We start from the raw sequence: 18,869 nt of genomic DNA, 5'->3' as shown, positions 1-18,869 counted from the left end.
ACCGGCGAGGCGAACTTTAAGGTTCCGAAAATAGTTGGCAAGCCTGTCGAACCGCCGCCGGATTGGTCTCTGGACTTTTCCGGGAGCCGGCCGAAATATCTAAGCATGTTGTGATAGCGGCGGGATCGATACTGCTGGACCTGCACGCCTTTATGGCGCCATCCGATAATGACATTTGCCTGGGCAATCTTAAAGGTCGATCGAGCAAAGCCGATACACTCGATGCGCTCTATCGCCTCTGCATCGGCGAGGGTTTCATAACCGCGCTTAACGAACCATTCGCCGGTGCTTACATCTTGAGACGCCACCATCGTGCATCTGTCGAAGCGATTCAGATCGAGCTTCGCTATTCCAATTATATGGACTGTTCGAACATCGATGCGCCAGGCAGACCGGAGCTTGACGAGGCAATGCTCAAAATCCTTAGACCTCGACTGCAAAAGATAGTCGCGTCACTTTCCGCTCAGCGAAAGATGTCTCCTTCAAGAGGCGATCGTGGTCGAACTTTGTAAAACCCAGGCAGCGACGCGAAGAAACCCCTCCTACCGATCGAGGGAGATCGTCTTTGGGTGGGCAGAAACAGGGGCTGCGAGAAATTGATCAAGTAGGGCGATAACCTCGTCGGGCGCTTGCAGTGGCGGTACATGCGCACAGCCCTTGAGTATGGATAATCTGGCATCGCGAAGCCGTCCGACCAGATCATAGGCCATCTCTGGTGGTGTTGCCCGATCTTCATCTCCGACAATGACCAGTGTCGGGCAGCGCACCGCCGAAACGCTGGCCGACAGATCAAGCGAAGCGAGTGCGTTGCAGGCCTCGCAAAAAACACCCACATTCGTGCGGAGAAACGCCTGGCGACGATCCTGCATTAGATCAGGATGGCTTTCTTGAAATTCGGCGGCAAACAATCTGTTCATCGCGGTTTCGGCAATCGCGGCAAGCCCGGCCGCTGACGCGGCCGCCGCCATCTTTCGAAACGCCTCCCTGCCCTCGTCCGAAAATCTTGCCCCGCAGCCTATCAGAACAAGACGGGATACTAGCGCAGGATGCCTGATCGCAGTCTGGAGCGCCACGAATCCGCCGAAACCATTTCCGATCAGGGCAGCTTCCCCATTCGCCGCAAATGCTTCGATCAGGCTTGCGATACGATCGGCGGTTTCGTCAAAACCTTCCAAGCTCGCGGGCGATCCGCCAAAACCTGGAAGATCGGGGACGATCACTCGATAATGCGCAGTGAGCGCGGGCATTATCCGATCGAAACTTTCACGGTCGGACAGCAACGAATGAAGCAGGATCAGCGGCTGTCCGCGACCGGCCACGTAAAGGTGCATTTTCTTGTCCATCACAAATCCACAAATGCGTCCGTCTTGATATTTCATAAATCCCATTTTCGTGTATTGCAAATCCTTATTTTTCAGGTGTAAGACTCGTCTTGTGAAATATCACGAAATGCGCTTATTCCAGAGGCGGGATACGAACTTGCTGCTCAGAGAAAATATCTACGACGCGCTTCGCACCGAAATCTTGACCTGCCGCTTGATGCCGGGCGAGGAGATCCGCGAACAGGATCTCGCTGCCCGTTATGAGGTCAGCCGACAGCCGATCCGGGAAGCATTATTGCGATTGCAGCAGGATCGGCTGGTGACTGTGCAGCCGCGCCAAGGCTATCAGGTCAATCCGATTTCGATGAAGGATGTCCGGGATCTCTTCCAGTTCCGCCTTGCACTGGAGCCCGCATGTGTCGCGGCTGCGATCGAGAGCGCCGACGATCAGACACTGTCGTCCCTCGATCGTTTTCGATCCATCGGGCCCGAAGTGGATTTTATCGATTACAACAGAGCCTTTCATGATGCGCTCGCCGCAGCCTCCGGCAATAGCCGAATGGAGGCCGCCATCAGGGATGTTCTTGATCAGGCCGACCGCCTGGTCCGCCTTTCCGTCAGCGCCATCAAGGGACGAGACCCGCAAAAGCTCGTTGGTGAACACGGCGCTATCATCGAGGCCGTGCAGCGGCGCGATGTCCGCGCCGCGCGCAAACTTATCAGTGCCCATGTGATTGATGGCCAGAAGCGTGTCCTATCCGCCCTCGGGCGGAGCGCTGTCAGGTCTTGATTGGAGAAAACCCATGAACCAGACGACCCGTGATCCTGCTGTGGAGACCCACGGTAATTTCGTAAATGGCAAGGAAATCGAAGCTGGCAACGGCGCGTTCATCGATGTCCGCAACCCGGCGACCGGGATGGTGATCGCGCGCATCCCGAACTCGACACCTGCCGATATCGATCGTGCGATGAAGAGTGCCCGTGCAGCTTTCGAAGGCCGCGAATGGGGTGGAATGGATATTCGCGCGCGAGCACGCCTCGTCAACAGGCTGGCCGATGCTTTTGAGGCTAACCTTGAGACCCTGTACCGCCTGGAGACGCTGAACAACGGCAGGCCGCTCAATGAGACGCGGGCGCAACTCTCGCGGCTTCCGGATTTCTTCCGCTACTTTGCTGGCCTTGCAATTGCCCGCCGCGACGATGTCATTCCGGTCGAAGGGTCCTATCTCAACTACACGCTGCGCACGCCGATCGGCGTCGTCGCCAACTGCACGCCGTTCAACCATCCGCTGATGATCATGTGCAAGTCTCTTGCCGCGGTTTTGGCATCTGGATGCACGACCGTCGTGAAGCCGTCGGAATATACCCCGCTGACCACCTTGAAACTTGCGGAGATCTTCGTTGAGGCCGGACTGCCGAGAGGTGTGTTCAACGTCGTCCTTGGCTACGGCCCCGAAGCCGGCCGATTCCTGGCAGAGCACCCCGACATCAACAAGCTCGTGCTGACCGGCGGCACGGAAGCAGGCCGGATTGCAGGCAGCGCCGCAGCGAAAGTGTTCGCGCATCAGACGCTGGAGCTCGGCGGCAAGACGGCCGTCATGGTGTTTGACGACTTCGACGTCGATCAGGCAGTGAACTATGCCGCCTTTAGCGCCTTCATCGGGGCGGGCCAGACATGCGTGTGCGGCAGCCGGCATCTCGTCCAGGAATCGATCTACGATGCCTTTGTCGAAAAACTTGCCGCCAAGGCGCGCTCCCTCCGGATCGGAAACCCGTTCGATCCTGAGACCCAGCTTGGCCCCGTTATTTCGGCCAGACAACGCGAGCGCGTCCTGACTTATTCCCAGCTCGGCCGCGAAGCCGGCGCTCGTCCCGTTGCGGGCGGCGACGTCGCAAACGTACCGGGGTTCGAGGGCGGCTATTTCGTCCAGCCGACTGTGTTCGCCGACGTCAAGGCGGATATGCGCGTCTTTCAGGAAGAGGTATTCGGGCCGTTCACCAGCGTCACGCCCTTCAAGGATGAAGCGGAGGCACTGCGCCTCGCTAATGATTCGCCTTTCGGCCTCGGAGCAGCAATCCGCACCCGCGATGTTGCCCGCGCACACCGCGTCGCCGCCGGCGTGAAGGCTGGGATTGTCTGGGTCAACGACCACCACCGCCTGGATCCGGCATCTCCCTGGGGAGGTGTCGGCGAAAGCGGCATTGGCCGTGAGTTCGGGCTGGAAAGCTTCAACGACCACTTCAACGTCAAGAGCGTCATGGTGGCAACCGTAGACAAGCCCTTCGACTGGTACAGCGCCACCGCAACGCAAACCCGTCTGAACTGACGGATAGCGCGAGGCGGTAGCGGAGGAATTCTCGCGCCTCGCGACCCACGATTGATCTCAGGAGGAGATAATGTCGACCATCGTCAATGCAGGTGGGCGCCTCGATCGGCTGCCCACCGGTAGGTTCCACTATCGAATCATGTGGCTCATCGGGATCGGTATGTTCCTCGATGGCTTCGACATCTACCTTGCCGCGACCGTGCTTGGAGCGACGCTTGCAAGCGGATTTTCGACTCTCGGCCAGAATGCCTTTTTCGTTTCCGCAACCTTTGTCGGGATGATGCTTGGCGCATTTGCGACCGGTTTCCTCGGCGACCGTTACGGGCGGCGCTTCACATATCAGATCAACCTGCTCCTCTTCGGCTTGGCCTCGATCGCCGCAGCATTTGCTCCGAACATGGAGGTGCTGATCTTCCTTCGCTTCCTGATCGGCATCGGATTGGGTGCCGAAAATGTCGTCGGCTATTCGACAATGACGGAATTCGTGCCGTCGCGCACGCGCGGACGCTGGCTCGGCCTGATGGCGGTCTTCGTCGTAACAGGACTGCCCGCCGCCGCGCTTCTGGGCTATCTGATCATTCCGCTCTTCGGCTGGCGAACGATGTTCGTCATCGGCGGCGTCGCCGCACTCGCTATCTGGTACATGCGTAAAAAGCTGCCGGAATCCCCGCGGTGGCTGGAATCGGTCGGTAGGACAGGTGAAGCGGAGGAGCTCGTATCCAGGATCGAGGCCGAGATTTCAGAGGGCCGGCCGCTGCCGCCTCCAAGCCCGGCGGCGGTCCTGCCGCGCGTCGAGATGTCGGCGCTCTTCCGGCCGCCGATGCTGTCGCGCATGTTCGTCGGATGCGTTACGCTGGTAGTGGTGAACACACTGCTTTACGGCTTCGTGACCTGGCTTCCCACGTTCTTCGTCAGTCAGGGACTCAGCACGGCGAAATCCTTCGGCTTTGCTCTTCTCATGGGTCTGGGCGCTCCTGTCGGCTCGGCGATCGGCGCCCTTACCTCGGACGCATGGGGCCGCAAACCGACGATTATCGGTGCATCCCTGCTCGCGATCGTCTTCGGCATCATCTACCCGCAAGTATCCGACCCCGTCTGGTTGCCGGTTGTCGGTTTTGCGCTGACCGTGCCGATCTATATTCTGGTCGCACTGCTCTTCGGCATCTATATCCCCGAGCTGTTTCCGACAGAGGTGCGCCTGCGCGCTTCCGGGATATGCCAGACCCTGGGGCGAGGAGCCACCATCGTAACGCCCTTCATCGTCGTCTCGCTTTTCCAGTCGCATGGAATATCCGGTGTGCTCGTCATGATGATCGGCCTACTGGCGCTTCAGATCATCGTCGTGGCTGTTTTCGGCATCGAACCGAAGGCAAGGCGCCTGGAGGAACTAACGCAGCCCGAAACCGATCGCGCTGTCGAGCGCGTTCCCGTCGGGAGACAAACGCCAAGCTGATATCATTTCCATCGCCGGGCAGATGCGGTCTGTCCGTTTCGCTTGTTCCAGTTCAAAATCCTGCCGGCTCAACATTGGGCCGCATCTTTTACGGCTAGGGCGCTGCCCGTGTTGGGAGACCATCTGACGCTTTCGTCGGATTCGCACTTCTTCTCAATAGCATAACATGTCAACGGACGGAGGCACAGCCGGTGGGTTGAACCGACTCCTAGAGGTTCTTCCAAGCCGGACGCCGCCGCTTCCCTATCCGGTCGGACGTTCGTCAAGGCAGTCAACGCAGCGGACTTGGAAGGGCTTGTCTGCTGTTTTGCAGAGGACGCCCTGGTCAGCGACCAGCTGTCCGAATATTCCGGAAAACGAGAGATTGTCGATCGGGCGATGCGCGACATTATCGCGGAGAATCTGACACTTTTTGTCCTGCGCGAAGTTACCAGTTACAACAATTCGAATCTGACGGTGGAAGTCGATGGTGATTTCGACAAGCGTGGACTGCCGGAACCACTGGTATTGAATTTTTATGTCACGATCTTCGACACGAAAATCGTTCAGCTTATTATGCTCCGGAATCAAAATTACCTTTGACCTGTTGGCATCCTCTGCTCCGGCTGGGTCTGGTCAGCAATCCATCGAGCACAAGATGAGGCCTCCTCGTCCTAGCAGGTCAGTGTGATCGCAGCCCGGCGGGACGATGTGGCATGCAGATGCGCGAGCGGCGCTTCGAAGATCGTGTGCCGCTCGCCGGCAGGGGCCGATGCAACCCTCATCAGGAGCAGACTTCCACCAGCACGCGATGGCCGTACCGGTTGAGGCGCCATTCCGGCTGGCAGTAATCCGGATAGTAGTCGTCATCATCGCCGAAGAACAGACGATTTCTATCATGGAAGGCGAAGCGACCGTCGCGTTGTCCGTCAAAATGGCCTGGGCCGCCAAATTGATGTCCTCCGAAGCCGCGCCCGGCGAAATTTCCACCGCTGAAGTGGCCGCCACCAGCCGAGAAACCGGCACCGCCGTGGCCACCGCCTTCGTGAGCGAGGGCAGGTGTGATTGCTGCAATAGAAGCAGCAGCCAGTGTTAGCGTAACAAGGCCCGTCGAGATGATCTTACGAAACATAACCATAGTCTTATTCCTTGCAAAGCGGTCTGTCGTGAACCGCAAGAAATATATGTGCAGTGAAATTGGCCTCTCCTAGCCGCGGATAGATCATATCTTGGTCACAACTGATCGCGAGAAAGATATGGAATAATTTCGAATTGCCGAAATTCTTCCAAGGCAAGGCGTTCGCAAACTGATTCTCAACGCTCGCGAAAATTCTCCATTATCGGGTGAGGAACCCGGCCTTCAGTCGCATCGCTCCGTGTAACCAGTGGCACAGGTGCCCTTGCAGCAGGCGGCCATGGGCGCTGCCKACGAGGAACCGTGCGGCATGGGGAATGACGAGATCGGCTTCGTTGCTTTCGCTGATCGTCGCTCGGCACGTGCAACCCAAGTTTGTCACAGTCATGGCAAATGTTGGAAATCCACCTAGACATAGGTCTGAACAAGCCTGAACAGGCGTCTGATTTTCGAACTGCCATTTTCGGGCGATCGTCTGACCGCTGCCCAAGACGGCCGGTAGTTGATGGTCACCCCCACCATCGATTGCCGACCATGATTGAGGTAGATCAACCCTAAAGGAGAATTAAGATGAACAGCAGATTCAAGATTGCCTTTGTTGCAGCCTTTGCATCTCTGGCTCTGGCCGGCGTCAGCCGTGCCGAAAGCATCGCGATGAACACAGCCCCCGAAATTGCCCAGACCCTTCGTTCCTTCAATTCCGACTTCAATGTTCGTTACGTCGGAAACTGGGACAACGATCCGGAACATGAGACCCGCGGCCTCTCCGCACCGGGCCGCACGGACAACCAGTTGCGCGCGATCCTAGCCTCGATCAGCGAAAACAAGGATCTTGTTCGCAAGCTGAATCAGGATGATGTAAAAGTCGACAATATCGTTGACGCCGAACAGGCCGCCGACGGCAGCGTAACCTTCTTCGTACGCTAAGACGCCTCACAGCATGGACAATGATCGTCAGTCCATGCTGCAGGACCAGCCGGGCAGCGGAAATCTCTACCGATACCGGAGAATGGTTATTCAGGTATTTTAGACTATGTTCCGGTCTGCCCGGCTGCCAGAATTGGCCCAACTCGTCAGTTCGCTTTCCATGGGGGCACAACTGCGTGCTCGTGCTCTTGGGGATTTAGGTGAGATAAAAAAGGTCAAGGAGCAGATCATTCGCCTTTTGGGACCGGAGATTGCGGCCGGCGGCAAATAGTTCCATCAACTGGGCGACGCCTAAGACGTGTGTTTTCAATGATTTAGTGAATAATAAAGGCTAGTGGGTTCGATTCTCCTCAAGGCGGCCATTGGGCCATCGAAGGGCACGCTACAGCTGACATCGACATCAGCACGCGTCTGCTACTGCGCATGCACAGTAATCGAATTGCTAGGATTTTTTCAGCAACTCTGCCGCATAACTCTAAGACGGTGGCCAGGCTATCCACCACTTCGATAGTCGGGCTGTAAACGCTGCGCTCCGATGAGCTGATGTAGGTTCGGTCGAGGCCGGATTGATGAGCAAGCTCTTCTAGGGACAGGCCTTTGGCTTATCGAAACAGCCTGAGATTCCGACCTAGGTGCCTGAACCACGGCCGATTAGCGGGCCTGCGGTTTGCCCCCATTCGCCGAACCTCTGGGTCTTCGCTGTCTTTGCACGTCGTCGAGATTTCCGCTCGTCGTCCGGCAGAACCTTGAAGCCAGCGCCTCTAGCGACGTTCACGAAGGCGCTCCTTGCTTTCGAGGCATCGTGATCGCCCTGCATAGCCCGAAGGCAGGTTGCTAGTGCGTGCTGCCAGCCTGTGTCGTTGGGCTCCTTTCGCCACTGGTTCGCTATCAGGATTCCCATAATGTCTTCCACTGACCTGGCGATCCTGGGGCGATCCGACCCCGGCAGAAAAATGGCGACTTCTCTAATCGGTATCGATGCGATGTAGTCCATCGGCGCACCTCCTTAACCAGTCTTGCTGGTCTTCAGATCTCCTTCGATCGACTTCCGCAGGGCATCCATGATGTTGATGACGTTCGAAGCGGGAGCTCCGGCCTCCGTCTTCTTACCCTTGGCAGTCTTCCTCGGCTTGAGGAGTTTCTTCTTCTCTTCAATGAGTTTCAGCAGGCTTTCCTGTATCGGGTCGCTGACCATGTCCGGCGACCAGCGTGCCGACTTTTGCTTAATGAGTTGTTGGATCAACGGAATGAGATCCGGGTCGGCCTTTTCGTCGATGTCTTCAAAGTAATTCTCTTCCGGACGAACCTCGTCGCCGAAGCGCAAGCTCCACAGCACGATGCCTTCATCGCGGGGCTCGAGGATCACGGCTCGTTCCCGCCGACCCATGACGAGCTTCGAGACGCCTACGACCTTGTCGGCCTTCATCGCGTCGCGGATCACTGCAAAAGCCTCGTTCCCGACGGCATCGTCCGGCATCAGGTAGTGTGCCTTCTCCAGATAAACCCATTCGATACTGTCGGCGGGAACAAACTTCTCGATGTCGATTGTCTTCACCGTCTCGAGCGCTACTGCGTCGAGATCATCGTCGGTCAAGATGACGTAGTCGTTCTCGCCTCGGGCGTACCCTTTCGCTTCGTTGTTCTCCTTCACCGGCTTCCCGGTCACCGAGTCGATGTATTGGGAAACCACGCGGTTTCCGGTGTCCTTGTTCAGGGTGTGGAAACGGACCTTCTCGGATTCCGATGTCGCCGGGGTCATCGCCACCGGGCAGGTGACCAGCGAGAGCTTCAGGTAGCCTTTCCAATAATATTTCGGGGCCATGACCTATCTCCTCAGCCAGCCTTGCGCTGCGCGGCGGATCTCGAAGAGGGTGTCTTCGAAGCCGTCCCACGCGCGGCAGGCTGCCGTCCTGTGCCAGCATTGGCATTGGCGGCAGTGCGTTTCGGTTTTTCCGCCGCAGCCTTCATCATCCCGGCGCTTTGGCGAAGAGCGGCCAACAGATCGTTGGGCTTGGAGACCTCGACCTTCTTCGGCTTTGGTAGCGAGCGGCCTTCTATCTTCGCCTTCACGAGATCGGCGAGGGCGGCTTCGTAACGGTCTTCGAATGTGGCCGGATCGAACTCGCCCTTCTTCTTGGTGATGATGTGCTTGGCGAGGTCCATCATCTCGCTTTGGATCTTGATTTTCGGCATCTCCTCGAACGCCTTCTTGGAAGACCGAACCTCGTAGTCGTATTGCAGCGTGGTTGCGATCAGGCCTTTTCCATGAGGGTGTATGAGCACGGTTCGCATCCGGCGGAAGAGGAGCGCGCGTGCAATGGCAGCCACCTTAGACTTCGTCATGCTGTCGCGTAGGGCGGCAAAAGCGTCGCCACTCATTTTGTCAGGGGTGAGATAGTAAGGCTTGTCGAAATAAACGTCATCGACATCGGAGCACGGAATGAACGCCTCGATCTCGAGCGTCTTGTTGCTGTCGGGGATGGTTGCGGCAACTTCTTCCGGATCAATGATGATGTACCGACCGTTGTCGATCTCGAAACCCTTGGTCTGCAACTCTTTCGGAACAGGATCCTTGGTCTCGCTGTCGATGAAGATGCGGTTTACCCGATTTCCTGTCGCCTTGTTGATCGTGTTGAACGTGATGCGGTCGGAGGTGCTTGCAGCCGTGTAGAGTGCGACACCACACGACACTTCACCGAACTTGAGGAAGCCCTTCCATTGGGCACGCATGCCACTTGCCATGACGCTTGCTCCGAATCACTTAGCCGCGACTCAAAGACGTGCGAGAGTGATTCGTTCCGACTCGAAACGAATCATTTTTCAATGATTTAGGAATTTTTCTTCGTAAATCGATTCTGGCTCGTACCAGGGTTGTGAAGGCTTCTACTATTCCCCCAATCGAGAAAGGCGTTGCCCGCTTCGGTCACCCCACGCATCTTTTTGGAATGTCAGGCGTTCTCCTCTAGCTTTTCGACGCTCGCGCATCCGCGCTCCGTTGCATGACTCTGTTCGCTACCGCAACATTGTCTCCGAGCATGCTCTCCCTGAACTGACGCGGATTCGACATGCTTGCTGAACGTCATACGACACCGGAATCCAACCCCGTCGACGCTGCTATGGCCTGGCACGGAGGGGATCCGCGCGCAACCATTGATGCTCTCTCAAGGATCGCGAACGACTGCGCGAACAGCTTGCAATCGCCCGGGCATGCATCAGCAAAGGCTATACGCGCGGCTGGCTGCCCGGCGCTGAGTTCGACGGGTGATGACGATAACTGCGGAGACGAGCAGCGTCCCGGGTTTCGTCGCAGAACTCATGACGGCGGCGAATGAAGTCGAACGCCTGACCGCGGGCGAAATCGACAGGTTGTTGCTTCGTGCGATAACCACGGTGCGCGAGCAAGCTGGCATCCCTGTTACGACATGGTTTAATCGATCGCGATGTCAGCCCTTCTGAGGGCGGACCCGCATGAACACGTATGGCGCGCCTGTCCCCGAGGGGATCGCATAGACGTCAAAGGACGCCTGCGGGTCATCGCCCATTCCCAGCGAGCCAGGTGGCATGCCCGGCACGGCCAGCCCTCGGACCGGAGGCCGCTCGCGCAGCAAGCGCTGGACGGCTTCGAGTGGAACGTGTCCCTCAAGGTGGTATTCCTCGACGATGGCGGAGTGGCATCCTTCCATGTCGGCAGGCACGCCCAGCCGTGCCTTGACCACGGCAAGGTCGTCGGTGTCGCGGGTCTCGACGGAAAATCCTGCCGCCGCCATCGCCTTCGACCATTCATGACAGCAGCCGCAGTTCGGATCCTTGTAGACCGTCATTTTCGCCGGGGCGGCGGCGCGGACTCCTACGCTTACGAACGCCAGGACGGATGCCGCCATCGCGATGAAGCTTCTCCTGTGCATCGTCTCCACTCCTCGATGTCCTTCCGCCCGGATCCATCCGGGCGGAAGGAGTCTGCTATTTTACATTGGTGACGGTCAGCTTGCTATTCACGCGTTCGGCAACGAGGTCAGTGTTCGAGCCTTCCTTCAGCTTTTCAAGCAGAGCCGGGACCTCTTCGGCGACGCTCTGACCGTTGTCGCCGGCGTGCTGAGGGAGCCGCCGCTTCCGCTCACGATCCTGGTGTTCGTCGCCAAGACAGGACGCTGCGTCGTTCTGGCGCTGGCCACTTTACAACTTTTCGATTGATTGCTTCCGACGCGGAAACACCATCCGGTCGACAGTCTCGTCGCGAACCGCCAGCGTGTGCCAAGCTGCCGCGGCGAGATGCAGCGCGACCATCGCCAGAATGACCCTCGACCCGATGACGTGGTACGGCGCGATTCCGAACCAGAAGTAGCTCGCGACGAATCCCATGCAGGCCTGTCCGATGATCGCGGCGTAGAAGGCGTGGTGAAGAGTCGTGGCGGCCCGCTCGGTCAACGAACCGGGCGCGGCGGTCTCGTGCGGCTGAAGGATCCGAAGAACCAGCCGCATGCCCATCAGCACGCCGATCGCTATCCCCGCGTAGTTGTGAAGGTGGTGCTGCACGACGTCCCAGTACGACGGGGTCATGCCCATGTGGACGGCGTGGTGGGTTCTCTCGATGCTGCCGCCCGTCAAATACTTGACCGGCACCAGGAGGGCGACCAGCGAGTGAAGTCCTATCTGGGCCAGCGAATAGCCACCTTTCATCAGTCCTCTCCGAACGAGAGGCGCAGACTAACCGGTCGCAGTTAATGCTTCCTCATCGGCCGTTGCCAAAACGCCCGGCCGCCACAGATCGTCAAATACTTGGAACATTTCTGCTGCGGTATGGTCTGTCGTGGAAGGGAAACCAGTCGAATGAGACATGGGAGCATATACCGCTACGCGCAGGTGTTCGTCGTCGCCCTACAGGCGGCGGTGAATCCTTTCGGCATGGCCGCGGCGGCCATACGCCGGCGTCGCCTTCGTCTGCGGCATGATCGCCCACCACATGGGCGTGATCATCGAAGCCCAGAAAGGAGATCGAAGAGATGTCCAAGTGGGTGGACAAGGAAGCCAAATAGGAGATCCGCCATGCATCATATGTCGACTGAAATGAGAGCCTGTATCGACAACTGCCTGGCCTGCTACCTCGAGTGCCTGTCGATGGCCATGCGACGTTCTATCTCCACTACACCAGCAAGGACGACCTGAAACAGCACGGACTTGACGGCTTACGGAGGCAGCTCGCGGATACCGCTGCTCGCGCCGGGCAGGGCGATACGTTCGGCTTCAGCCTGGCGATGTTCGAGCATGCTCGCGATCACATCGATCTCTATCGGGCGTTGGCGGACAATCGAGGAGGCGCAGTCGCACTCGGCACAATTCGTCGGATGCTTTCCGATCTGGTGCGCGACGAGGTGATGGCGAACCGAGCCGAGCGTACTTCGGACGCCATACCGCGCGAGTTCGTAGTCCAATATGTCGTCGGCGCCTTCATGGCGGTGCTGACCTGGTGGCTGGACGGCGGCGCGAAACTGCCGCCTCATCGGATCGATGCGATGTTTCGCCGTCTGATGTCCGAGGGAGTGATGACGACACGCCGTTGAAGGCGTGACCGAGAACGGCCATCTTCCCCGAGGGCAGATGAAACTGCCGCTCAGGTACTGATTTCATCGCGTCATCTGAACTTGATCACCTTGACCCATGCCAGGAGCGGACGATGGTGGTGGATCGTCATGGCGGGCATCGGGCCGACCCTGGCAATTCCGAGTCACTTCGCTGCTGCCGGGACGCTCGGCTCCCACGAGAAGTGATCGCCGTCGGCTGCGATGCGACCCACGCCCGGGAAGGGGAAGTGCGGCGTGAATACGAGTTCGTTGTCCGTCGCTAGTTTCTTCAAGGTGTCGATGCGGTTCTTCTCGCCACCCTTTTCGTCATTGTCGAACCCAATTAGCCATTCCGGTTTTACAAGCGAGATGATCGAGCTGTGCACCGTGTCTCCGATGTCCAGTAGCTTACCCTCGCCGGATACGATTTCATAGCCGACATGGCCTGGTGTGTGGCCCTTCAAGCTGACCGAGGTTATTTGTGGCACGACCTCCGCTCCCGGCTTGAAGGTCTTCACGTTTCCGTCGATCACCTTGACGATGTTCGCAAGCTGGGCGTTCTTCTTGGCGAATGCCCATTCCGCCGAGGACATGCGGATCGTTGCCTTGGGGAAGGCCAACTTCCCGTCCTTAACGAGGCCGCCCATGTGGTCGGGATGCGAATGGGTTATCAGAATGTCGGTAACCTCTTCCGGCTTGGTGCCTGCCTGAGCGAGAGACTGCTGCAGCGCCCCACCAACCCCAGTATCGATCAGGATCACGCGCCTTGGCGCCTTCACCAACAATGCGTCCACGCTCAGCGTGACGGTATCGGTGGGCGCACCTGCTGCTTTGAGTACTTCACCAGTTTCCTCTGGGGAGTGTCCGACACCGAAGACCTTGCCGTCGTTCGGCAGTACGAACTGGGCGTCGTGCAACGAAACCAGATCGAGGGAGCCAATCTTGAAGGCCTTTGAGTCCGGCTGCTGCGGAGGCATTTGCGCGGAGGCGGAGGCTGCGATAGCCAACGCCAGAGACGAAGCCACGAACAATGTTTTGGAATTCGGCATGACGAGATCCTTTCACGTCGGGCGCGATGAAGTCATTTAGTCTCTATTACCAAGCCGGGTAACCTCGCAAATTCGCGAAGATACCACCGCTGCGATTCTAGCGGATGCAATTCAAGGAGCTAGGGTAGGAGTAAGATACCCTACTGCCCGCCCAGTTTCCAACTGTCCCCAGACGGGCAAGCTACGCCGTTGACGCGCGTCATGCCGTCGAGTGATTGCCGACTGGTTACAAAACCGCGACATCCGTCCGGTCCATCGTTACTGGCATCGATCTGTTCGATAACACCCGCGCTGCCTGTCGATGGGTTGGCCCAAGCGAGCGCAGTTGCCCCGACAGCACTGCGACCGACTGTATCTGCGATCACCGCTTGATCGGTCAAGGGCGCCTGGCGCGGGATTGCTGACTGGGCGAGGGGCGTCTCAAGCGGCTCGATATGTGAGCATGCCGTCAAAGCCGCGATGCTCATGGCAGAGATGAAGTGCTTCGGATTCATCGCCCGGATAAAGCGTTTTGCTTTTTGTATTTCAAGTTGCTAATAGTTCACATTCTGGCGAGGTTTCAGTGATTGCCTTTACCGGAGAATGCTCCCGCAGCGGACGCAGCCGCTACTTCTCGCGCAACGCTGATTGAGGCTGGCCCTTTGGAATGGGCGAAACACGATTTCTGACAGGTCGACTTTAAGGACGACAGGTCGCCACTGATCCTTACCTGCGCGAATGCCCATGCCGTGCAGATTTTTCGCGTTTCCATCAATATCGATGAAGCCCGCAGAATATCGCGAAGTACACCGGCACAGTTAACTGACAGCAGCCTATGTTTGTAATGTGTGCTGAGGACGATTCCCCCACATCATAAAGTTTCCGGCTGCAGACCTACCGTCGCGAGCGGCGTCTGACGATTTCCTCGCGTCCGGTGGCCGCTCTGCAAAGAACTTCGCGTGGAATTGAGTGTTCAGTCATGTGCTGAAAGCGCGTGTTTTACGCGCAGTATGGAGATGGCAACGGCTCCGATAACGAGTGGGATCGACATAAGCATCACCAGCGGGCTGATGTGAAAGCCAGCGTGATCGGCGGTCTCGAAGGCGACTTTGAGCAGACTTAGAAGATAGTAGCTGATGGCAATGATAGAAAATCCTTCAACCGCCCTCTGGATCTTGACCTGTGTGGCGGCCCGGTCTGCCATCGCCTGGATCTGGATGGCATTCTGATATTCGATCTCGACTTGTATGCGTGTCTGCAGAAGGTCGATCAGGTGCATCGTTGCGTGGGAGAGTTGATCTAAGCGCAACGCGGTCGCTTCGCAGGTTCGAACGGCAGGCCGGAAGCGCCGCGCGACGAAAACTCCAAACCGCTGAAAGCCCGGAACATGAGATTCGCGTAGCTCGCCGATGCGTTCCTCGACGATTTTTGCGTAGGCCGACGTTGCACCGAAACGATTGCGTGTTTCGGCAGCCGCCGAAATGATCTGGGCGGACAGCCCGGAGATTTCGTCGAGCAGTTTCTTGTGCTCAGTGGTCGGCGTCGTCTGGTTTCGGTTCGTCAATTGCACGAGCTTCTTATCGTAATCTCCAAGTAGCGGAGCTAGCCGGCGGGCTTCGGGAAGACCGAGCAGGGCCATGGACCGATAGGTTTCGATCTCATAGATCCTCCGAACCATTCTACCGAGGCGGTAGGCATTCAGATCCTTGTTGAAAAGAAGGATGCGGCTCGTCTGGTCGTCCTGGACACGAAAATCCGAACACACCTGCGCCGCCCCGCCGCCGATCAACGACGCAGCGGTATCGCGAAATCCGAGCTTTGAAAGGGTTGATCCGAGTTCCGCTGGTGCGGGGCCGAGCACGAGGATACCCACCCGGGATATGAGCCGTGGCGCGTCCATCTCTACCAGCGCCGCAATGTCATCGACCGAAAGGCTGGAAACCGGCCACGCGTCGGCTTCTGCGCTCAATTGGGTGACACGCGTGATAGTCACGAACTCAGTGTGGTGCTCTACCTGTGTTCGCGGATCGTCATTGTTGTCTCCGTCGGGTAGATAGCGGCTGCCATGTAAGGCGGGGAGGGCGGACGGCATGAGCGCGATGTGTTCAACAAAGGCGGGGCCGGTAAAGTAGATGGAAGGCCGGGCATGGAGCTCGGCATTGAAATCCGACGTCATATAATCTCACCGCAGGAAATGGCCGAAACCGCTAAGAATTCGCCCTCAACGAAAAATCATTGTTCGATCGAAGTGCAGCTTTCCAAAGCAGTCAAATCTGAGGAGGTCAATCGTCCCGGATATTGCTAATCGATTTTACTTTGGCTCGACACTAAGACGCATCCGAATAAGACCTTCAAGGGCCGCCCGAAAGGGCTCCAGGAAGATCACTGGCGTTGAGCAGAGGACCGGCACGAGGCCACCGAACAGGAAGCCGCGGATGTCACGGATGCAAACCAGCATGCATCCGATCAGTTCAACGATGGCGACAAGGCCGAATCTCCGACCGACATTAGCCCGCCGTCGACCGTAAGCCCGGACTGACAAAGGAGCCGCCCAAAAACCAAGGGCGTCAGAACTCCTGAAACCCACCAGCGTGTGACGTCTCCCCGCGGACATCGCCCGTGCTCGCGTCATTCTGGCAATTCTTCGCAACTTGTATTAGCATCCAACCTTCGGTTGGCTTGTCCCTAAAATGCCGCGCTATCTGGAACCAATTCCGAACTGGACGCCCGACGAGCGGCCGCGAATGGCAGGTTCGCCGTCGACGCCGTACCATTCGCCAGCGGTGCGACTGGCCTACGCGTTCGTGGAGGTGCTTGTTGGCATAACCCCGGCGGCCTCGGCAATGCCATGGCGTTGGCGAACCTGCCGCAGATTCAAGGCGAACTGGGGCTTACGCCTATCGAAGGCGCGTGGCTCCCTGCCGCCTGGGTGAAGGTCAATGTTTCTTCCAACCTGATCCTGTTCAAGTGCCGTCGGCAATTCGGGATACGTCGGTTCGCCGAACTCGGATTGATGGCCTATGTCTTGGCGACCGTTCTTCAGCTTGCCGCCCACAACTATTCGATGACCTTATTTGTCCGCGCCGTGACGGGGTTCGCGTCGGCGCCCATCAGCGCAGTTGCCAATTTCTATATGATGCAAGCGTTCCCAAAAGCCAAGCTTGGAGCGGGCATGTGCATAGCTCTTGGCGTCGGTCAGCTTGCGACGCCGCTCGCGTGGATACTGTCTGAGGGCGGTAAACCAGGCCGATAGAGCTTACATGCAAAGGTTTGAACACCAAATAGGAAAATTATCCTCAAAGCCTCCCGAACTGGGCACTTCGGAAACTCTTGGGGTGGTTTTCGGAAGTTTCCGGTCGTTTTTCGGAAAATCGGGTCGTGCTCTACAATCGTAAATACCGCCTTGACGCCTCTCCATCTTTGAGAAATGCTAAGATGTCAGACCAATTTCTGGGTCGGCTGCCTTAGAAAAGAACTTGGGGAACCATGAAGGCAAATGGTGGCGACAGGCCGGTAATCCGGCCGCTTCCGGCGATGGACCGCGCCCGTCAGGTGACGGAAGCGCTGGCGCATTATGTCGAGGATGCCCGGCTTCAGGCGGGCGACCGGCTGCCGGCGGAGCGTGAACTGATGGCAGCCCTTGCCGTCGGGCGGTCTACCATTCGCGAGGCAATTCGGCATTTTCAGGCGCTCGGCGTCATCGAGACGCGCAAGGGCAGCGGAACTTATCTGCTGAAACCGGTTTCTCGCGATACGATTCATATGCCGCTATCGTTCGAGACGCCGCATCTGCGCGATGTCCTGCTGCAGACGCTGGAGGTTCGCCGCGGCATCGAATGCGAGGCCGGCATGGTGGCGGCTCGGCGGCGCACGGCGAAAGATCTCGTCGTCATCGAGGAAAAACTCAACGAGATGGAGCGGGTGCATCTTTCCAAAGGCGCCTCAGGTCCGGAAGATCTCGCCTTCCATTTGGCGGTCTACGACGCCACGCACAATCCGCTGTTCCGTCAGCTTCTCGAACAGATGCGCGAGACCTTCGAGCGTTTCTGGACGCACCCTTTCGACCGGCAGGATTTCGCCCGCCGGTCCTTTCCCTTTCACCGCACCCTTTTCAACGCCATCGCCGCCCAGGACACCGAGGCGGCACGGCGTGAGACACTGAAAATCCTCGACGTGGTCGAGGAAGACATCAAGGAAATGTCCCGATGACTGACGGCCTCGAACCGTTCGACCTCGCTTCGCTGATCACCGCCCATGACGAGGGCAACTTCGCCGAGGCGGTCGTTCCGCCGATCTTCCAGACCTCGCTTTTCACCTTTTCCGACTACGACGACATGATCGCCTCCTATCGCGGCGAAAAGGTGCGCCCGATCTACACGCGCGGGCTGAACCCGACCGTGCGCATGTTCGAGGAGATGCTGGCAAAGCTCGAAGGTGCGGAGGATGCGCTGGGTTTTGCAAGCGGCATGGCGGCGATCTCGTCTGCGGTGCTCAGCTTCGTGGAGCCGGGTGACCGTATCGTCGCCGTCAAGCATGTCTATCCCGACGCCTTCCGCCTGTTCGGCACGATCCTGAAGCGCATGAAGGTCGAAGTGACCTATGTCGACGGCCGTGACGAAGAGGCCATCGCCAAGGCGCTGCCCGGTGCCAAGGTCTTCTATATGGAGAGCCCGACGAGCTGGGTGATGGAAGCTCATGATGTCGGCGCGCTGGCCATACTCGCCAAAAAGCATGGCGTCGTCACCATGATCGACAATAGCTGGGCGAGCCCGTTCTTCCAGCGGCCGATAACTCTCGGCGTCGATCTCGTCATCCATTCGGCCTCCAAATATCTCGGCGGCCATAGCGATGTCGTTGCCGGTGTCGTCGCCGGTTCGAAAGAGATGATCGCGCGCATCAAGGCCGAATCCTATCCCTATCTCGGTGGCAAGCTGTCGCCCTTCGATGCCTGGCTGCTGATCCGGGGCCTCCGGACCCTGCCTTTGCGCATGCGGGCGCACGAGGCGGCGGCCATGACGATCGCGCAGCGCCTGCAGGCGCTCGACGTGATCGAGCAGGTCTGTCATCCGGGCCTCGCCAACCGTCTGCCGCTCGACGTGATCGAGCAGGTCTGTCATCCGGGCCTCGCCAACCGTCTGCC

At 58.1% G+C, this 18,869-nt stretch carries 21 protein-coding genes and 4 pseudogenes; 13 read left to right on the top strand and 12 right to left on the bottom strand.

Going from position 1 to position 18,869, the window contains the following annotated elements; all coding sequences use genetic code 11:
* Positions 1-110: 110 nt before the first annotated feature.
* A complete protein-coding gene (locus AC1DTN_RS35415; RefSeq protein ID WP_477924782.1) occupies positions 111-512 on the top strand; it encodes an N-formylglutamate amidohydrolase in 402 nt (133 codons plus the stop codon).
* A gap of 30 nt (positions 513-542) precedes the next feature.
* Here the strand turns inward: AC1DTN_RS35415 and AC1DTN_RS35410 are convergent, their stop codons facing one another.
* Entirely contained in the window at positions 543-1,379 is an 837-nt protein-coding gene (locus tag AC1DTN_RS35410; protein WP_477924774.1) for an alpha/beta fold hydrolase, read from the bottom strand.
* A 100-nt stretch (positions 1,380-1,479) separates the two neighbouring features.
* On the opposite strand from AC1DTN_RS35410, the gene AC1DTN_RS35405 reads away from it, so the two are divergent.
* The 4 genes from AC1DTN_RS35405 to AC1DTN_RS35390 all read left to right on the top strand — a co-directional run bounded on the left by AC1DTN_RS35405 (position 1,480) and on the right by AC1DTN_RS35390 (position 5,684).
* Positions 1,480-2,112, top strand: coding sequence for a GntR family transcriptional regulator (locus tag AC1DTN_RS35405; protein ID WP_477924773.1), 633 nt, complete (start codon positions 1,480-1,482; stop codon positions 2,110-2,112).
* A 13-nt stretch (positions 2,113-2,125) separates the two neighbouring features.
* Positions 2,126-3,649: an aldehyde dehydrogenase gene (locus AC1DTN_RS35400; protein WP_477924771.1), complete on the top strand. Its 1,524-nt coding sequence runs from the start codon at positions 2,126-2,128 to the stop codon at positions 3,647-3,649.
* A gap of 70 nt (positions 3,650-3,719) precedes the next feature.
* The gene (locus AC1DTN_RS35395; RefSeq protein WP_477924770.1) at positions 3,720-5,102 is read left to right on the top strand and encodes an MFS transporter; all 1,383 of its coding nucleotides are present in this window, start codon (positions 3,720-3,722) and stop codon (positions 5,100-5,102) included.
* A 285-nt stretch (positions 5,103-5,387) separates the two neighbouring features.
* Entirely contained in the window at positions 5,388-5,684 is a 297-nt protein-coding gene (locus tag AC1DTN_RS35390) for a hypothetical protein (RefSeq protein WP_477924769.1), read from the top strand.
* Between the two features lie 181 nt (positions 5,685-5,865).
* Here AC1DTN_RS35390 and AC1DTN_RS35385 read toward each other — a convergent pair whose 3' ends face one another.
* Entirely contained in the window at positions 5,866-6,219 is a 354-nt protein-coding gene (locus tag AC1DTN_RS35385; protein WP_477924768.1) for a hypothetical protein, read from the bottom strand.
* Between the two features lie 567 nt (positions 6,220-6,786).
* On the opposite strand from AC1DTN_RS35385, the gene AC1DTN_RS35380 reads away from it, so the two are divergent.
* A complete protein-coding gene (locus tag AC1DTN_RS35380) occupies positions 6,787-7,143 on the top strand; it encodes a hypothetical protein (protein WP_310381453.1) in 357 nt (118 codons plus the stop codon).
* Between the two features lie 350 nt (positions 7,144-7,493).
* On the opposite strand, the gene AC1DTN_RS35375 is transcribed toward AC1DTN_RS35380, so the two are convergent.
* From AC1DTN_RS35375 to AC1DTN_RS35350, 6 genes and pseudogenes are all read right to left on the bottom strand, one after another.
* Positions 7,494-7,688, bottom strand: a complete 195-nt coding sequence (locus AC1DTN_RS35375; RefSeq protein WP_477924781.1) for a hypothetical protein — start codon at positions 7,686-7,688, stop codon at positions 7,494-7,496.
* 83 nt (positions 7,689-7,771) lie between these two features.
* On the bottom strand, positions 7,772-8,137 hold the full coding sequence (locus AC1DTN_RS35370; RefSeq protein ID WP_477924767.1) for a DUF982 domain-containing protein: 366 nt from the start codon (positions 8,135-8,137) through the stop codon (positions 7,772-7,774).
* A 12-nt stretch (positions 8,138-8,149) separates the two neighbouring features.
* Entirely contained in the window at positions 8,150-8,965 is an 816-nt protein-coding gene (gene ku / locus AC1DTN_RS35365; protein ID WP_439017734.1) for a non-homologous end joining protein Ku, read from the bottom strand.
* An 11-nt stretch (positions 8,966-8,976) separates the two neighbouring features.
* Positions 8,977-9,885, bottom strand: coding sequence for a non-homologous end joining protein Ku (ku, locus tag AC1DTN_RS35360; protein ID WP_477924765.1), 909 nt, complete (start codon positions 9,883-9,885; stop codon positions 8,977-8,979).
* Positions 9,886-10,586: 701 nt separating this feature from the next.
* Positions 10,587-11,048 carry a DUF411 domain-containing protein gene (locus AC1DTN_RS35355; protein ID WP_477924764.1) on the bottom strand — a complete coding sequence of 154 codons (462 nt, stop codon included), beginning with the start codon at positions 11,046-11,048 and terminating at the stop codon, positions 10,587-10,589.
* Positions 11,049-11,103: 55 nt separating this feature from the next.
* Positions 11,104-11,202: pseudogene (locus AC1DTN_RS35350) on the bottom strand (copper-binding protein); the annotation flags it as partial.
* Here AC1DTN_RS35350 and AC1DTN_RS35345 point away from each other — a divergent pair.
* Positions 11,200-11,334: pseudogene (locus AC1DTN_RS35345) on the top strand (YqaA family protein); the annotation flags it as partial. The pseudogenes AC1DTN_RS35350 and AC1DTN_RS35345 sit on opposite strands and share 3 nt — an antisense overlap.
* Here the strand turns inward: AC1DTN_RS35345 and AC1DTN_RS35340 are convergent.
* Complete coding sequence (locus AC1DTN_RS35340; RefSeq protein ID WP_477924762.1) at positions 11,317-11,820, bottom strand: cytochrome b/b6 domain-containing protein; 504 nt, start codon at positions 11,818-11,820, stop codon at positions 11,317-11,319. The pseudogene AC1DTN_RS35345 and the gene AC1DTN_RS35340 overlap by 18 nt on opposite strands.
* 244 nt (positions 11,821-12,064) lie before the next feature.
* Between AC1DTN_RS35340 and AC1DTN_RS35335 the strand changes: the two are divergent.
* From AC1DTN_RS35335 to AC1DTN_RS35325, 3 genes and pseudogenes are all read left to right on the top strand, one after another.
* Positions 12,065-12,176 (top strand): annotated as a pseudogene (locus tag AC1DTN_RS35335) (DUF305 domain-containing protein); the annotation flags it as partial.
* A gap of 10 nt (positions 12,177-12,186) precedes the next feature.
* Positions 12,187-12,267 (top strand): annotated as a pseudogene (locus AC1DTN_RS35330) (four-helix bundle copper-binding protein); the annotation flags it as partial.
* Entirely contained in the window at positions 12,249-12,701 is a 453-nt protein-coding gene (locus tag AC1DTN_RS35325; RefSeq protein ID WP_477924761.1) for a TetR-like C-terminal domain-containing protein, read from the top strand. The pseudogene AC1DTN_RS35330 and the gene AC1DTN_RS35325, both read left to right, overlap by 19 nt.
* A gap of 164 nt (positions 12,702-12,865) precedes the next feature.
* Here the strand turns inward: AC1DTN_RS35325 and AC1DTN_RS35320 are convergent, their stop codons facing one another.
* The 3 genes from AC1DTN_RS35320 to AC1DTN_RS35310 form a co-directional block, all read right to left on the bottom strand.
* Entirely contained in the window at positions 12,866-13,750 is an 885-nt protein-coding gene (locus tag AC1DTN_RS35320) for an MBL fold metallo-hydrolase (RefSeq protein WP_477924759.1), read from the bottom strand.
* 140 nt (positions 13,751-13,890) lie between these two features.
* Positions 13,891-14,217, bottom strand: a complete 327-nt coding sequence (locus AC1DTN_RS35315; RefSeq protein ID WP_477924757.1) for an RT0821/Lpp0805 family surface protein — start codon at positions 14,215-14,217, stop codon at positions 13,891-13,893.
* 485 nt (positions 14,218-14,702) lie between these two features.
* A complete protein-coding gene (locus AC1DTN_RS35310; RefSeq protein WP_477924756.1) occupies positions 14,703-15,905 on the bottom strand; it encodes a DUF3422 domain-containing protein in 1,203 nt (400 codons plus the stop codon).
* 672 nt (positions 15,906-16,577) lie between these two features.
* On the opposite strand from AC1DTN_RS35310, the gene AC1DTN_RS35305 reads away from it, so the two are divergent.
* From AC1DTN_RS35305 to AC1DTN_RS35295, 3 genes are all read left to right on the top strand, one after another.
* Positions 16,578-16,982: an MFS transporter gene (locus tag AC1DTN_RS35305; protein WP_477924755.1), complete on the top strand. Its 405-nt coding sequence runs from the start codon at positions 16,578-16,580 to the stop codon at positions 16,980-16,982.
* Between the two features lie 233 nt (positions 16,983-17,215).
* Positions 17,216-17,938 carry a FadR/GntR family transcriptional regulator gene (locus AC1DTN_RS35300; RefSeq protein WP_477924754.1) on the top strand — a complete coding sequence of 241 codons (723 nt, stop codon included), beginning with the start codon at positions 17,216-17,218 and terminating at the stop codon, positions 17,936-17,938.
* Positions 17,935-18,869, top strand: a 935-nt coding sequence (locus tag AC1DTN_RS35295) for an aminotransferase class I/II-fold pyridoxal phosphate-dependent enzyme (RefSeq protein WP_477924753.1), incomplete at its 3' end; no start/stop codon positions are given. The genes AC1DTN_RS35300 and AC1DTN_RS35295, both read left to right, overlap by 4 nt.

Source organism: Rhizobium sp. 01T444 (genome assembly GCF_056398305.1).
Note: the sequence above shows the minus strand (reverse complement) of the source record. Positions and strands in the feature narration are given on the sequence as shown.